The following is a 14,426-nucleotide window of genomic DNA, read 5'->3' as shown; positions in this document are numbered from 1 at the left end:
CGATGCTACGGCAACCAGGAGGTATCAGGCCATGACCGTCTTATCCCCTCCCCGGCCCGCCACCGTCGACCGCGCCCTACGGGACGCCCAGCGATGGTGCACCGGACACGCCATCGACGACCGCCCCGCCTTGGCCCACGCGGTCCGGGTCGCCGTGACCATCGGCGAACATGTACTACACCCGGACCCGGATCTGATAGCTGCAGCGCTGCTGCACGACACCCCCGACTTCGCGCCCCGCACGCCGGACATCTACCAGGTCCTCGCCACCGCCTACGGCCCGCAGGTACCGCGGATCATCGCCGCCCTGCAGGCCGAGCACCGGGCCCTCGACATGCCGGACCCGCCCATCCGCGTTGACGACCTGCCGGTGCTGCTGGCCTCGACCGCCGACAAGATCGTCGCGCTGACATCGCTGCTGCGACGGGCGCATACCAGCGGCGACGTCACCGACTTCCTCCGCAGGCGCCCGGCGCTGCTCACGATGCTGCCGCACTTCCGGGCCTTTCAACAGGCAGCCCACCCCCGGGTGCCGGCGGGGATGTCGGCACGCCTCGACACCGCGCTGGCGCTGCTCGAGAGAGCCGCCACCGGCATCCAGACGGCGAGCAAACCATGATCGCCATAGATGCCGCGTTGGCGGACCAACTACGCCGTGACCTGCTCACTGCCGCCGGCCATCAACAGACCGGTGGGCAGGTCATCCAGGAGTGGGAACTGTCGACGGTGCAGCGGCTGTACCTGAGCGACGGCAGCAGTGTGATCTGCAAGCTCGCCACATCGCCGTTCACCGGCGAAGCCGCTGTGCTGCGGCACCTCAACGAACACGGTGCCGCCGTGCCCCACCTGCACGGCTACACGCTACGTCCGCAGGCGCTGGGCATGCTGATGGACGACCTCGGCGACCCCATCCGCCCAGCAACTATCGCCGAGGCCGCAGCCGTCGCCAGCGCAATCCACGCCGTCCCGCCCGTGCCCGCGCTGCACGTGTTCGACCAGCGGACCCTGGCGCGCCTGCCCGAGCAGGCGCTCGCCGCACTCGACGAGCTGCACCGCCAGGGCCGCTTCGTCGACTCCGGCGCGGCCGAGGAACTGCTGCGGCGGCTGACAGCTGTGGCGGGCAGACGCGCCGACGGCGCCGAGCGAGAACCCTTTGGGCTGTGCCACGGCGAGTTCCACCGCAGCTCGCTGCACGTCAGCCGCACGGGATGCCGTCTCGTCGACTGGGCGAAAGCATTCACTGGACCCGGCCTGCTCGACCTCGCCACCTGGTTCGGCACCCGCAACGCCGCAGACCCCGCCCAACTTATCCGCCTGATCCGCACCTACGTCGAGGCTGGCGGCAGCACCGACGCTCACTCGGACCGCGGCGGTCTGCCGGCGGCTCAGTGGGCGCTGGGATGGCACCGCGTGTGGGCAGCCTGGTGGTTTCTGACCACGGCCGCCGCAGGCCACCACCAGCCCCACACAGATGGCTCTCACGCCCAGGTCGTGCACCGCCAACTGCACGCTGCCGCGCAACTGCTCGACGCCGCCCCATTTGGCGCGTCCGGAGTTCATCTCACTACCGCGGGAAGATCCTTATGAAGCGCCTCATCGTGGACACCCACGCCTCGTCCTGCTACTTCCGCACCTCCGTCGGCGGGGATGGACGCAAGGCGTTGGTGCAGATCACCGAACGGTGCAACCTGCACTGCGCCCACTGCTTCGTCTCCTCGACCGCAGTCGGGTCCGACCTGTCCCTGGGCGACTTCACCACCCGAGTGTTGCCCCGGCTGCTCGACGCCCGAGTCGAACGCCTCACGCTCACCGGGGGCGAGCCCTTCGTCCACCCCGACCTGATCGCCATGTGCCAGGCGGTGGCCGATCAGGGACTGCCGGTGGGCATCTGCACCAACGCGACGCTGACCCGCGATGCCGATATAGCCGCCTTGGCCGCCTTGGGCAACGTTCACGTCAACGTGTCCTTTGACGGGTTCCGGCCCGACAGCCACGGCAAGTTCCGCGGCGACCGGTCGTCGTTCGCCACCACCGTCGCCACCACCCGCAAGTTCGCCGAGGCCGGCCTCCTCAAGGGCCTACTGTCCACGCCCAACGCGCTGACCGTGCCGCAGGAGTTCGCTGACCTGTGCGCCTTCGCCGTCGACGTCGGCGCCGAGTACGTGCTGATGAACCCGCTGTCCTCCTTCGGACGAGGGGTGAAGAGCCGCAGTAAGCTCGCCGCCACCACGGCGGCGATGGACGCCATCACGGCTGTGACCGACCGCTTCGCCGGCCAAGTCGACCTCGTGCGCATCCGGTTCCCCAACGAGGACCTGCCGCTGGGCGGATGCGACGCGGGAAAACTGATCTACGTCTTCGTCGACGGGCAGGTCGCCGTGTGCCCCTACCTGGTCTTCGCCGCTCGCACGCCCGCCTCCGTGCACCGCGATACCGAGTTCCTCACCGGCAACATCCTCGATAGTGAGGTTGTTACCGGCCTCGACGTCTACGACTTCCACGGCCGCTACCGGCCCGGCGCCAACCCGACCTGCGGCTCCTGCGCGCTGGCCGGACAGTGCGGCAAGGGCTGCCCTGCCGCGGTCATCGCCACCGGTGGCCGCATCGGCGATGTCGATACCGAGCAGTGCCCCGTCACCGACCCATCCGGCCGTCGACTGCTCCCGTTGTCCCTGGCCAAGGGGTGAGCAGCCTGTTCATCGCCGTGGAGGGCCCCAACGGAGTCGGCAAGAGCACCGTCGCCCGTCGCCTGGCCGACCGCCTCGCCGAACTCGGACCGGCAGGGGTCCACTTGACCGGCGAGCCCACCCGCACGCCCCTGGGCCAGCTCCTGCGCCGCCAGGAATCCTTCCTGCACGGCAAGGCACTGGCCCTCGCTCTGGCCGCCGACCGCGCCGCGCACATCGAAACGGAGATCATCCCCCGGCTCGACGACGGACTGCATGTCGTCTCCGACCGGTACGTCGCCTCCTCGCTGGTGCTGCAACGCATCGACGGCCTCGACCTCGGCGAGATCTGGTCCTACAACCGCTACGTCCTGCCCGCCACCGTCATCTACCTCGAAGACCACCCAGAGGTCATCCGCACCCGACTGACAGCTAGACCACACTTGACCAGGCTGGAACTGGCCGGCTCGCCCGAGAAAGAACTCGCCCTCTACCGCGACGCCGCCACCCACCTGCACCGGCAGCAGTGGCGCCAACACGTCGTCGCCTGCCACGGCCTCAACCCCGAACAGGTCGTGGACACTATTCTCGCCCTGCTACCCGCCGACGGCCCCTGACCAGCGAGGCTCACCGTGCTGTCCATTCTGACGATCAACGTGCAGGCCGCCGCGCTCGCCCGCGCGCAGAAGCTCCTGACCTGGCTGCTGCAACGCGACGACCACGTGATCATCCTGACCGAAACCAGCAACGGACCCGGCACCCGGCACCTGCTCACCGGCCTGCGGGCAGCCGGGATGTCCATCGCCCACAAGCCATCGACTGACGGCGACCGCGGCTGCGCCATCGCCAGCCGCACCCCCACCCGCCCAGCCCCGCACCTCACCGCGGGCATCAGCCTGCCTGGCCGGGCCCCCGCCGTCATCCTCGGCACCGACCCCGCCGTCACGATCCTCGGCCTCTACGTCCCCTCCAGCGACCGGGCACCGGCCAAGCTCGCCAAGAAGCGGACCTTCCTCACCACCGTCACCGACACCCTGGCCCGACTACCCACCGCCGACCGCGCCCATCTGGTGGTCGGCGGCGACTACAACGTCATCAGCCGCGACCACCAACCCCGCTACCCCGGCTTCCGACCCTTCGAGTACGACTTCCTCGACGCCCTCGCCACACTCGGGCTCTGCGACGTCCACCGGACTCTGCACCCCGACGTGCAGACACACAGCTGGATCGGCCGGGCCGGAAACGGATATCGCTTCGACTACCTCCATGCCGGCCCTGGGCTACTGCCTCACCTGGCAGCCGCCGCCTACCTGAACCAACCTCGCCTTGAGGGTCTCACCGACCACTTGGCGCATAGCGCCGACATCGACGCACCGGCCGCCGGTGGACGGGGTGCCGGTACGAGCAACGTCGTGGCTTGCTTGCCGTCCCGTACGTACTCCTAGACGAGCGGCAGAATAGGCGCGTGACCCTCTGGACGATCGCCACGGCGGCCGACGAAGCTCGCCGCCAAGCGGCGGTCGCCGTCCTGCCCATCGGCAGCTTCGAACAACACGGCTCGCATCTACCGCTCGCCACCGACACGATCGTGGCCAGCGCCATCGCCACCGCGCTCGCGGAACTCTACGACCTGTTCCTGCTTCCGCCACTTACTCTGTCCTGCTCCCACGAGCACGCCGCGTGGCGAGGAACTGTCAGTCTCAGCTCGACCACCCTCACCGCCATCATCAACGACGTCGTGGCGTCCCTCCATGGGCAAGGCATCGACCATCTCGTTCTCGTCAACGGGCACGGCGGCAACTATGTGTTGTCCAACATCGTCCAAGAGGCCAACACTGACCGGCCACGCCTCGCGCTCTTCCCAGGTCGACAGGACTGGGACCAAGCACGCCGCGACGCCAGCCTAGACAGCACCACCCACGACGACATGCACGCCGGGGAGATCGAGACGTCGATCCTTCTCCACGCCGCGCCGGATGCCGTCAGCCCGGACTTCGGAACCGCCGATCACCTCACCGAACGGCCACATCTCCTGACGCTCGGCTTGGCTGCCTACACGAGCACCGGAGTAGTCGGGCAACCATCGTTGGCCACTGACGCCAAGGGGCAGGCGGTGCTGGCCAGCCTTGCCCGCAGCTTCGCGGACACCCTCACCACGCTTACCCGTCAATAGGCCAACACTCGCGCCACGCGACACGATCCTCCTGGTGGCACTCAGCGCTCACCGCGCGCCGGCCGAAACTCGAAGGAGCCCACATTGCGCAGCCGCGAAGTCGTCCCCGGCCGCACCATCGTCGCGGTATTCGACCACGGAGAAGACTTCTACGACGCCCTCGACCGCACCTGCCGCGCCCACGACATCCGCCAGGGCTATATCCCCACCTTCATCGCCGGCCTCGCGGCCGCGGACATCGTCGGCACCTGCGAACGCCTCGACAACCCCGACGCGCCGGTCTGGTCCAAAGTCCATGTGACCAACATCGAGGCCCTCGGTGGCGGCACCCTCGCCTACGATCCTGACACCGACACCATCCAGCCGCACATCCACCTCACCGTGGGCTTGAAAGCGCACAGCGCCATCGCCCACACGAGCCACCTGCTCGCCGCGACTGTCCAGTTCCTCACCGAGATGATCATCGTGGAGATCCTTGAGCCACCGATGAGCCGCGTTCGCCAAACCGACCTCTACGACGTGCCACTCCTGCAGTTCCCCTGAAGCCAGTCGAGCGCGGCGGCCCAGGTCTCCAGCCGTCACAGCCGGGGCGGCAACATCCGTGGACTCGACCACCTCAGAACGGGGCCGACGTCCTCACGGCCGCGCTCGTCAGATTCCAGATCAACGTGTCGTAGGTGTCCACAACCCGCCGTACTGGCACACCGAGTGAGCGAATCATCGCGTCGAGTCCGTGCTGCACCTGTTCACCCGAGTGCCGGGAGCTGACCACCCGTTCCACCTCGACGAACGTGCCGAGCTCGTCGACGACGTCCACGCAGACCGTCGCGCCGTCCCAATCGCCAGTTCGGCGGTGCTTGACGATTCGTACGGTTGGCGCCCAACCCATCGTCGCCAGAGCAGCGTGCATCGCGTGACGGTCGAGGATCACGCATTCGTGCTCCAGGCACGCCATCTCATTGTCGATCGGCTTCTTCACGGTGAACAGATGGCGCCCCTCCTGCGTGCGAAGACGCGCGAACGGCACGCCGACCTTCGACATTCCGTACGACCAGCCGGCTGGTGCGTACGCCTGGTCGTCCTGGACCGACGGCTCCGTCAACACGACCTGCCGCCGGGCGAGCGCCGTGATCAACCCCTGCAGGTCGTCGACGCGGTACTTGGCTTCAATCTCGTGATCATTGTTGGCCGGCTCGTGGGTCACGAACAGGGAGCATACGAGCATCGGAGGTCACGCGAGTCCGGACGACCGCGAGGCCAATGTCGGAACTTTGTCGGAAGAGTGTGGGATGAAGCCGCTGAGTAGCTGACGCATCACAGACCTGCACTACAGTGCTCCCACGCCAACCTGCCTCGCCTCGCGCGAGCGTTCGTACCCATCGGGAGCTGCTGATGTCGAGCGTGCCACCACAAGACGTGGCCAAGGCATGGATCGCTCTTGGTCAAATGCTGGCCCGCAGCCGCAAAGCCGCTGGTTACACGCAGGAGGCGTACGCCCCGCGGGTGAGCTATGGACGGAGCACGATCGCGAACGTGGAGACCGGCCGGCAGCGCGTGGGCCGCGATTTCTGGGCCCGAAGCGACGAGGTGTTGGGCACCGGCGGCAGACTGGTCCGGGAATACGATCGCATCCGGCTCGCCAGCAGCCGGCACGTGCTGAGCGGCACGGCCGCCCCTACGGCGTGCCACGTGGCTGCTGAGCCCTCGTCCTCCACCGCTGCGGAGGCGCTCGCCCGCACGCCGGGAACGGACTACCTGATGGGCGAGTGGAACAGCTTTTCCACACTCACCAGCATGCTGGCCCAGCAGCGCCAGGCCGTGTCACCCGACGCGCTACTGGGTCTGATCGAGGCCCACCGTGACTGCCTGTCGACGCTGTATCGCAAAGCGGGTCGTGCTCCCATCCGCGCTGATATCGGAGCGATGCTCGCCGAAGCCTCGATCGTCGCCAGCAGGCTGTGGAGCGCGCAGGGCAACCGTGCCCTCGCGCTCGCTCACTGTGCCTACGCCCGCCAGCTCGGCGACAGGCTTGGCAGCCGCAGGATCAGCGCAACGGCACGCATCTTCGAGAGCAACCTCCACTCCGAAGCCGCCACACTGATCGACGCAGACGGTGACATCATGATCGGCCTGCGGCTACTCGATGAGGCCGCCCGCGCGTCCACCGATCTCAGTCCACCCGCACGGGCGCGAGTAGCTGCCGAGCAGGCCCAAGCCTTCGCGGCCCTGCGACTTCCCCGCGAGGCCGCGGCGGCCCTGAAGCGGGCAGAAGAAGCGGTCAACGACTTGTCGCCCGTTGACTGTGTCGGCCTCTACAGCGACTGGAGCAGCGCTCGCCTCCACGTCTACGCGGGCACGTGCCATCTCCTTCTCGGTCAGCCCCACCAGGCGGTGACCGTGCTGGAAAGTGCGGTACAGATGCTGCAACACGACCACGCCAACGCCAACGTCGCGTTGGCGGCAGCCGTAGACCTCGCCAGCGCCTACGCCGACGCCGGCGAACTCGAACAATCCTGCACCCTGCTTGGCGCCACCTACGACCAGCTGAAAGCAGGTGGGAACCATCGAGGCATCGCTCGAGCCCAACGAGCTCGACAACGGTTGGACCGATGGCGCGATGAGCCGCTTGTCCTCGAACTCGAGGAGCAGATGGCCGCCTAACGAGCAGCCGGCGTCCCGCCCGCACTCAACAGCGAACTGACGGCGGCCACCACCGTCGTCGGGTCGAGGCTGTCGAGTACCACGTCAGGTTCGTAGGATGCCAGCTCTCGACGCCCAAGCCGGTGAGCGACAACAGCAACGCGAAAGTCGGCGTGACGTGCGCAAGCGATATCGTTGGGCGCATCCCCGATGACGATCGCTCGAGCGGAATCGAGCGGATCACCGTAGATCGCGGAGTAGCGCTGAGCTACGACTGCCGGAAGCTGGAAGCGATCTCGCGCGTCCGACCCGAACCCGCCGATGCGAAGATCAAGAAAATCGTCCAAGCCCGCCACGTCGAGCTTCACCTCGGCGGCCGAACGCAGGTTGCCGGTCAGCACAGTCTGGATGAAGCCACGATCGTGCAGCTTCGCGATGCTCGCCGCAGCACCTGAATAGGGCGGCTGGACCTCAGCCAACTCCTGCCGACCCTCCTGCATGACCGCGGCGATGGCCTGACGGAAGGCGGGTATGCCCGCCTCCGCGTCTGCCGGGTCCACGCCCGAAGCGATCGCCGTGTCGATGGCGATCGACTCGTCCGTATACCCATGCACCTTCTTGTCAGGGAAGACAACCTCGGACTGCGCGATGCCGTACGCACGAGCGATCGCGCGCGTCAGCCAGCGCAAGTCCGCAGGGATGAGCGTCCCGTCAACGTCCCAGATGACCAAGCCGGCGCTGCTGTGGTTCATAGAAGCATCGTCGCACGCGTACGGGCAGCTAACCCTGTCGAGCATCGCCGGGGTCGCGGCCGGACCGAGACGGCCGGGCGCGGACGCGGTCGCGGCAGCGGGTGTCGGTGGATTGTCATAGTCCGATGACATGCCTGTCCGACAACACCCGACGTCGGCGACTGTAAGTGAGCCTTCCCCGAAAGGCCGGGGCGGATCGTCCTGTCCGGACGGCACCTTTGCTGCCCTACATGGTGATCATCGCGCTGGCCGCAGCTGCTGTCGATTTGCTGGGCCGCCGTGGACATGCAGCGCGTCCGGTCGCGGGGGTGGCTGTTCGCTTCCGATCCCCTGCGACTGTTGGAAGGAATGTCTGCCATGTTCTTCGATGTCGTCGTCGTCGGCGCCGGCCCGGGTGGTCTGGCTTGTGCCCACGAGGTCGTGCGCCAGGCCCAGGACCTACGGGTGCTGCTGTTGGAGGCCGGGCGGGGGATGCGGAATCGGCCGTGCCCGGTCGACCGAGGTCTGCGTTGCACGGGGTGCGCCGGGATCTGCAATGTGATCAGTGGCTTTGGCGGCTGTGTGCACTACGGAGACGGGGTGAAGTTGAGCTTGCTGCCATCCGGCCGCCGCCTGATCGATCACTTCGGTGAGGACCGCGCCGACGAACTGTGCGAGCGCGCTTTCCAGTTCCTGACCGCTCCACTGCCAGAGCCACCCATTCTGAGTGGCACGAGGCTTGGCGCGCCAGTCATCAAGGCGTTTGCCGGGAACGGCCTGGCCATCCGGGAGTACCCGGTCGCGGTCTTGGGGGAGACGCAGGTCCGGGACATGCTCACGGCGCTGCACGGCTTCCGCAACGACGCTCTGGCCGTCTGGGAGAAGTCGGAACTTGTCACCGTCGCCCTGAAGGGGGACCGCCTGACGCTGGCGGTAGCGACCCACGCTGGCCTCGTCACCGTCGAGACGGCACGTCTGGTGCTGGCCACGGGCCGGCACGGGGTGACCAGCACTCACAACCTCCTGACGACGTTCGGGGTGCAGACGATCGCGCCGGACATGTCGCTCGGCGTGCGTCTCGAGACGAGGGCCGAGGTGCTGGCCGCGATCGGCGTTGAGCACCCCGATCTGAAGATCACCCAGTTAGAGCGGGTGGACCGTAAGACGAAGACGTTCTGTTTCTGCGGCGGCCCGAACGGTGGTCGGATCAAGTTCACCAACTACCAGCGCTCCTTCGGGCGGGAGGTGATCACTCTCGACGGGCACGAAACCAGTGAACGCCTTCCCGGGGGGCGTTCACTGGCAGCCAACTTCGGCCTGTTGTGCCAGCTCGCCAGACCCGGCACCAGCACCGAAGTCCGGGCCGAGATCCTGTCCGATTACTGGCGGCTCAGCGGAGGCCGGCCGGTGGCGCAGAGTCTGCGCGCGTTCATTAACAAGACGGCCGAGCCGCGTAGTTGGCCGGAGTTGGCTGCGGCAGTGACGTTCGAGCCGTCCGTCAAGGACTTGACTACCGCCCGGCTTGACAGCTTGTTCACCGGCGCCGAGCACGTCAGCCTTATCGAGAGCCTCCGCCGGGTCATGGGCTCGATTCTGGACCACGCCGACGCCGGCTTGTCCGTGGATGACCTTGTCGACGATGTTCTCGTGATCGGGCCTGAGGTCGAGTTCTTGTGGGACCGGGTCCCGGTCGACGAGGACTGCAAGGTGCGGGGCCTGCCGATCTACGTGGTCGGCGACGCCGCTGGGATCGCCCAGGGCATCGTGCAGGCTGCCATGATGGGCGTTGCTGCCGGCGACGCCATCGCGTCCGGTATGCCGGCATGACCGCCGTCACGACTCGTCGCCCGGTCGCGGACCGGTTCGGGCCGCTCTACCCGGAGTCGGCGATGACGTTGCCGGTCATTCCCAGCCTTCCCATGCCGAGATTCGCCGCGCCGCCACCGGACGTGCGCAACCTCAGCCCGCATTACCGCGACCATTACGGCGCCAACATCCTGCGCGAATATCCCGCCGGACGATCCGGGGACCGGCTCGCGGTCATCGACAAGGCATTCCCGCACAGCGTCTACGACATGATGCTGCTTGCCACAGTCGGCGACGACAGAGTAATCGCGTCGTCGGTCAGCGATGTCCCCGAGGCCATGCTGACGGCGCTGCTCAAGTTCTGTAGGCAGTTCGTCGGCTACGTCGACGCCGCCTCGACTCGGCGCCGGTTCGACCTCGACGGGGCGCAGCTCATGATCGGCACGAACCACGACCCGTACACGGTCGACCGCGACAACGGGCAGTGGTGGGACAAGCGGATGCACTGGCACCTCAACTGCTGGCCCGCCGCCGCCTACCGCGACGCCTCGATCGTGCCGCTGGGCGAGGTAGACGACCTCAACCGACGACGGGCGCTGGTGGACCCCATCGCGCACTTGGCCGCCCAGCTCATGCGTGACGCCCCCCGTATGCAGCCGCTGCCCGCCGGCTGCCATCTGGCGGGTGACGCAGATCTGTCCGCTGCTGGTGGCCCAGTCGGATTCAAGATCGCTCTTCCGGACTGGGACTTCCTCCTCGATACCGCCTGCGCGCGCCTCCTCGTCCAACTTCATCAGGTGGCCGCCGGCGCTTACGCACAGCTACGGGAGTGCTTCACCGGCAGCCCGGCGGCGTTGCCTCCGTGGACTCGGCCGGGACTGCTGCCGCCCGGCCAGGTTGCGGCGAACCTGAACAACCTCACCTGGCTATCCGAACCCGGCCGGCAAGGTCTCCTCAGGCTGAGGGCGTTACTCCGGGACATCACCGCCCACGAGATGGCCCTGTTGCGAACCAAGATGGATCTCGCGAACCGGTGCCTGACCTTGGCAGGCTTGGACTACCACCTCGGATTCTGGTCCCCAGCGCGGCTCGGCAGCTCGGGTGAATGTCCGCCGGTCTACCTCGTGATGCAGTTCAAGCTGCTCAGCGCCATCGGCAGCAGCCCGGCGATCGGCGGCAGCGTCGCCTCGATTCTCGACCGCTTCCGCGGCCCGATCATGTCGGCACAGCAGACCCGCCTGCGTCGACAGTTCCAGGACGGCTTCCTCGCGGACCTGGAGCATGGCGCACCGGAGGCAGCAGCGTGAATCTCCACCCTCCCGACGTGACCGTAGCGCCCAGCATCACTCCGGAGGTCCTCGCCTTCTACGCCCACGGGGCCGAGCAGGGACGCCTCAACGACCCGCGCCGCCACATCGAGTACCTGCGCACCCGCGACATCCTGGCCCGCCACCTTCCCCCAGCCGGAACGGTTGCCGACGTCGGCGGAGGACCCGGCGCGTACGCGTTTCAGCTGGCCGGGGACGGCTACCGCGTCCACCTCGTGGACCCTGTCCCGCTGCACCTGGAGCAAGCCGCCACCACGTCCGCCCGCGCCGAGTCGCCGCTGGCCTCGATCTCGCGCGGGGATGCGCGCCAGGTGCCGCTCGATTCCGCCAGCTGCGACGCCGTTCTTCTGCTCGGCCCGCTGTATCACCTCACCAACGCCGCTGACCGTGGCCGTGCCTGGGGCGAGGCGTACCGCGTACTCGTCCCAGGTGGTGTGGTCGCCGCCGCAGCGACGTCCCGCTACTACACCACCTGGGAGTACCTCGCCAAGAACCTCTACGACGACCCGGCGGTGGAGGCGATCCTGGCTCGGCATCTTCGCGACGGCCAACACCGCAACCCGACCGGTGATCGACGGCTGTTCACCACCGGCTACTTCCACAACCCGAATGACCTCGCGGCAGAAGCCACCACCGCGGGCCTACTCCCACACGCCCTGCTCGCGGTCGAAGGCGCCGCCAAACTGCTGCCCGACCTCGCCGACCGCCTCCGCGACCCACACCGCCGCAACCTCCTCCTGCGGGCGATCCGCCGGGTCGAGGCAGAACCCTCCCTCCTCGGCATGTCCGAACACGTCCTGCTCATCGCCCACAAGCCCACACCCGACAGCACCGCTGCGAAGGAGACGAGATGACCACCACCGTTCGGCTCGCCGGCTGTGACCTCCCCACCGCATACGGACACTTCCAACTGCATGCCTTCGGCCCCGAGACCGGCCCTGAGGAGGTCCTCGCCGCCGTCCACCGCCCTCAGCCCGCCGCCCAACAGACTCCGCTGGTACGCATTCACAGCGCCTGCGCCACGGGTGACCTGCTCGGATCGCTCAAATGTGACTGCGGCCCCCAACTGGCCACGTCACTGCGCATGATCGGCGCATCCGACTACGGGATCCTGCTCTACATGCTGTGCCACGAAGGCCGCGGCATCGGGCTTGCTACCAAGATCCGCGCTTACACCTTCATGGACCAGGGCTACGACACCGTTGCTGCAAACGCCGCCGTTGGCGCACCCACCGATGCCCGCGACTACCGACCCGCCGCAAGCGCTCTGGCCTGGCTCGGCGTCGCTTCAGCCCGACTCGCCACCAACAATCCTCACAAGATCGACGCCCTCCGTACCGCCGGGATCACCGTTGACCGTGTCCCACTCTCCGGTTTCGTCACCCCCGATAACCGGGACTATCTCGGGCAGAAAGACACCCTGCTCGGACATCTGAACAGCAGCGGAGCCGCCGCTTCTTGACCCGAATGTCCAGTCCGACACGACCCGCCGCCCGCCTCCGGTCGGTATCATTCCGGCGGGCAGCAGGCGGGCCACGGCCTTCAGGCCGGCTGTTCACCGCAGCAAAATGGTGGCGCGCCGAAGGCGCTGGTCAGCGGCACTGCTGACGTCTCAATCCGGATCACCACGCGTCGGTATCGTTCATGGCGAGAGGAAACGCTCAATGAAGGTCTGTGTTGTCGGCACCGGATACGTCGGTCTCACCACCAGCGTCAGCCTGGCCTTCCTGGGCCACGACACCACCTGCATCGACCTCGACAAGCAGAAGATCGACACCCTCCGCGGCGGTCACTGCCCGATCTACGAGCCGCATCTGGAAGCGCTTCTCGAGCAGGCCTCTTCCCACCTGACCTTCACCACCGACTACGCCGTCGGCGTACCCGACGCCGACGTCGTGTTCATCGCCGTGCAGACTCCGCAACTCGACAACGGCAACCCCGACCTGCAGTACCTGCGATCCGCCGCCGAGAGCGTCGCCCAGCACCTGCGTGGCGACTTCACCGTCGTGGTGAACAAGAGCACCGTTCCGATCGGCTCCGGCAACTGGGTCGACGCGATCCTGCGCGAGGCCTACGAACGTCACCACGGTCACCGCCCCGACGGTCGATTCGCCGTCGCCTCGAACCCCGAGTTCCTACGCGAGGGCACCGCGCTCGCTGACACCCTCTACCCGGACCGCATCGTCATCGGCTCCGACAACCAGAAGAGCCTGGACGTCCTCAACCAGCTCTACCGACCCATCCTCAACCAGTCCTTCACCCCGCCCACCGTGCTGCCCCGCCCTGCCGGCATGAGCGCCGTGCCGCTGGTCTCCACCGACCTGGCCTCGGCCGAGCTGATCAAGTACGCGGCCAACGCCTTCCTCGCCCTCAAGATCAGCTATATCAACGAGATCGCCGCGATCGCTGGCAAGGTCGGCGCCGACGTCCGCGAAGTCGCCCGCGGCACCGGCCTCGACGCCCGCATCGGCCCCCGCTTCCTGAACCCCGGCATCGGCTGGGGCGGATCCTGCTTCGGCAAGGACACCGCAGCGCTCATCGCCACCGCCAGCGAGTACCACCTCGCCATGCCGATCGTCACCGCCGCCCGCGACGTCAACCACCGTCAGCGCACCAAGGTCGTCGACCGGCTCCTCGACGAACTCCACATCATCAAGGGTCGCAAGATCGGCATTCTCGGCCTCGCGTTCAAGCCGGACACCGACGACCTGCGTGACTCACCCGCCATCGACATCGCGAATCTGCTCCTCGAACGCGGTGCCCGGATCACCCTGCACGACCCCGTCGCCGCCGATCGCTTCCGCCGCGAACAGCCCACCCTGGCCGAGCACCTCGCCGATCGCGTCGAAGACGTGTTCGACGACGCCGACGCCATCGTGGTCGCCACCGAGTGGTCGCACTACCGCGATCTCGACTGGGCCAAGTTCGCCCCCACCATGCGCTCACCGCTCGTCCTCGACGGGCGACACTGCCTCGACGCCGACAGGCTCACCGAAATCGGCTACCGATACCTGACCATGACCGCACCCGCCATCCCCCCGCGCTCCCAGACCTGATTGTCCTGGCCTATTGGCAAAGTTGA

At 67.5% G+C, this 14,426-nt stretch carries 15 protein-coding genes; 13 read left to right on the top strand and 2 right to left on the bottom strand.

The window, feature by feature from the left end; translation table 11 throughout:
* The first annotated feature begins 31 nt into the window (after window positions 1-31).
* From AB0O48_RS03705 to AB0O48_RS03675, 7 genes are all read left to right on the top strand, one after another.
* The gene (locus AB0O48_RS03705; protein ID WP_365062690.1) at window positions 32-619 is read left to right on the top strand and encodes an HD domain-containing protein; all 588 of its coding nucleotides are present in this window, start codon (window positions 32-34) and stop codon (window positions 617-619) included.
* The gene (locus AB0O48_RS03700) at window positions 616-1,587 is read left to right on the top strand and encodes an aminoglycoside phosphotransferase (RefSeq protein ID WP_365062688.1); all 972 of its coding nucleotides are present in this window, start codon (window positions 616-618) and stop codon (window positions 1,585-1,587) included. Before AB0O48_RS03705 ends, AB0O48_RS03700 begins: the two co-directional genes overlap by 4 nt.
* A complete protein-coding gene (locus tag AB0O48_RS03695) occupies window positions 1,584-2,687 on the top strand; it encodes a radical SAM protein (RefSeq protein ID WP_365062686.1) in 1,104 nt (367 codons plus the stop codon). The genes AB0O48_RS03700 and AB0O48_RS03695 overlap by 4 nt, the downstream gene beginning before the upstream one ends.
* Complete coding sequence (gene tmk, locus AB0O48_RS03690) at window positions 2,684-3,283, top strand: dTMP kinase (RefSeq protein WP_365062684.1); 600 nt, start codon at window positions 2,684-2,686, stop codon at window positions 3,281-3,283. The genes AB0O48_RS03695 and tmk overlap by 4 nt, the downstream gene beginning before the upstream one ends.
* Window positions 3,284-3,298: 15 nt before the next feature.
* Window positions 3,299-4,111, top strand: a complete 813-nt coding sequence (locus AB0O48_RS03685) for an endonuclease/exonuclease/phosphatase family protein (protein ID WP_365062682.1) — start codon at window positions 3,299-3,301, stop codon at window positions 4,109-4,111.
* 20 nt (window positions 4,112-4,131) lie between these two features.
* Window positions 4,132-4,839: a creatininase family protein gene (locus tag AB0O48_RS03680; protein ID WP_365062680.1), complete on the top strand. Its 708-nt coding sequence runs from the start codon at window positions 4,132-4,134 to the stop codon at window positions 4,837-4,839.
* An 84-nt stretch (window positions 4,840-4,923) separates the two neighbouring features.
* A complete protein-coding gene (locus tag AB0O48_RS03675) occupies window positions 4,924-5,382 on the top strand; it encodes a DUF296 domain-containing protein (protein ID WP_365062678.1) in 459 nt (152 codons plus the stop codon).
* A gap of 73 nt (window positions 5,383-5,455) precedes the next feature.
* Here AB0O48_RS03675 and AB0O48_RS03670 read toward each other — a convergent pair whose 3' ends face one another.
* Window positions 5,456-6,043 (bottom strand): class IV adenylate cyclase, encoded by a 588-nt coding sequence (locus AB0O48_RS03670; protein ID WP_365062676.1) that lies wholly within the window; start codon window positions 6,041-6,043, stop codon window positions 5,456-5,458.
* 188 nt (window positions 6,044-6,231) lie between these two features.
* Between AB0O48_RS03670 and AB0O48_RS03665 the strand changes: the two genes are divergently transcribed.
* Complete coding sequence (locus tag AB0O48_RS03665; RefSeq protein ID WP_365062674.1) at window positions 6,232-7,500, top strand: helix-turn-helix transcriptional regulator; 1,269 nt, start codon at window positions 6,232-6,234, stop codon at window positions 7,498-7,500.
* Here AB0O48_RS03665 and AB0O48_RS03660 read toward each other — a convergent pair.
* Window positions 7,497-8,231, bottom strand: a complete 735-nt coding sequence (locus tag AB0O48_RS03660) for a haloacid dehalogenase-like hydrolase (RefSeq protein ID WP_365062672.1) — start codon at window positions 8,229-8,231, stop codon at window positions 7,497-7,499. The two genes, AB0O48_RS03665 and AB0O48_RS03660, sit on opposite strands and share 4 nt — an antisense overlap.
* A gap of 357 nt (window positions 8,232-8,588) precedes the next feature.
* Here AB0O48_RS03660 and AB0O48_RS03655 point away from each other — a divergent pair, with 357 nt between their 5' ends.
* From AB0O48_RS03655 to AB0O48_RS03635, 5 genes are all read left to right on the top strand, one after another.
* Window positions 8,589-10,037, top strand: coding sequence for an FAD-dependent oxidoreductase (locus AB0O48_RS03655; RefSeq protein ID WP_365062670.1), 1,449 nt, complete (start codon window positions 8,589-8,591; stop codon window positions 10,035-10,037).
* The gene (locus AB0O48_RS03650; RefSeq protein WP_365062668.1) at window positions 10,034-11,323 is read left to right on the top strand and encodes a hypothetical protein; all 1,290 of its coding nucleotides are present in this window, start codon (window positions 10,034-10,036) and stop codon (window positions 11,321-11,323) included. Before AB0O48_RS03655 ends, AB0O48_RS03650 begins: the two co-directional genes overlap by 4 nt.
* 17 nt (window positions 11,324-11,340) lie before the next feature.
* A complete protein-coding gene (locus AB0O48_RS03645) occupies window positions 11,341-12,198 on the top strand; it encodes a class I SAM-dependent methyltransferase (protein WP_365062665.1) in 858 nt (285 codons plus the stop codon).
* Window positions 12,195-12,806 (top strand): GTP cyclohydrolase II, encoded by a 612-nt coding sequence (locus tag AB0O48_RS03640; protein WP_365062663.1) that lies wholly within the window; start codon window positions 12,195-12,197, stop codon window positions 12,804-12,806. Before AB0O48_RS03645 ends, AB0O48_RS03640 begins: the two co-directional genes overlap by 4 nt.
* Window positions 12,807-13,008: 202 nt before the next feature.
* Window positions 13,009-14,400, top strand: a complete 1,392-nt coding sequence (locus tag AB0O48_RS03635; protein WP_169596961.1) for a UDP-glucose/GDP-mannose dehydrogenase family protein — start codon at window positions 13,009-13,011, stop codon at window positions 14,398-14,400.
* Window positions 14,401-14,426 lie beyond the last annotated feature (26 nt).

The sequence above is a fragment of the Micromonospora sp. NPDC085948 genome, assembly GCF_040686315.1.
Classification (GTDB): Bacteria; Actinomycetota; Actinomycetes; order Mycobacteriales; family Micromonosporaceae; genus Micromonospora.
Note: the sequence above shows the minus strand (reverse complement) of the source record. Positions and strands in the feature narration are given on the sequence as shown.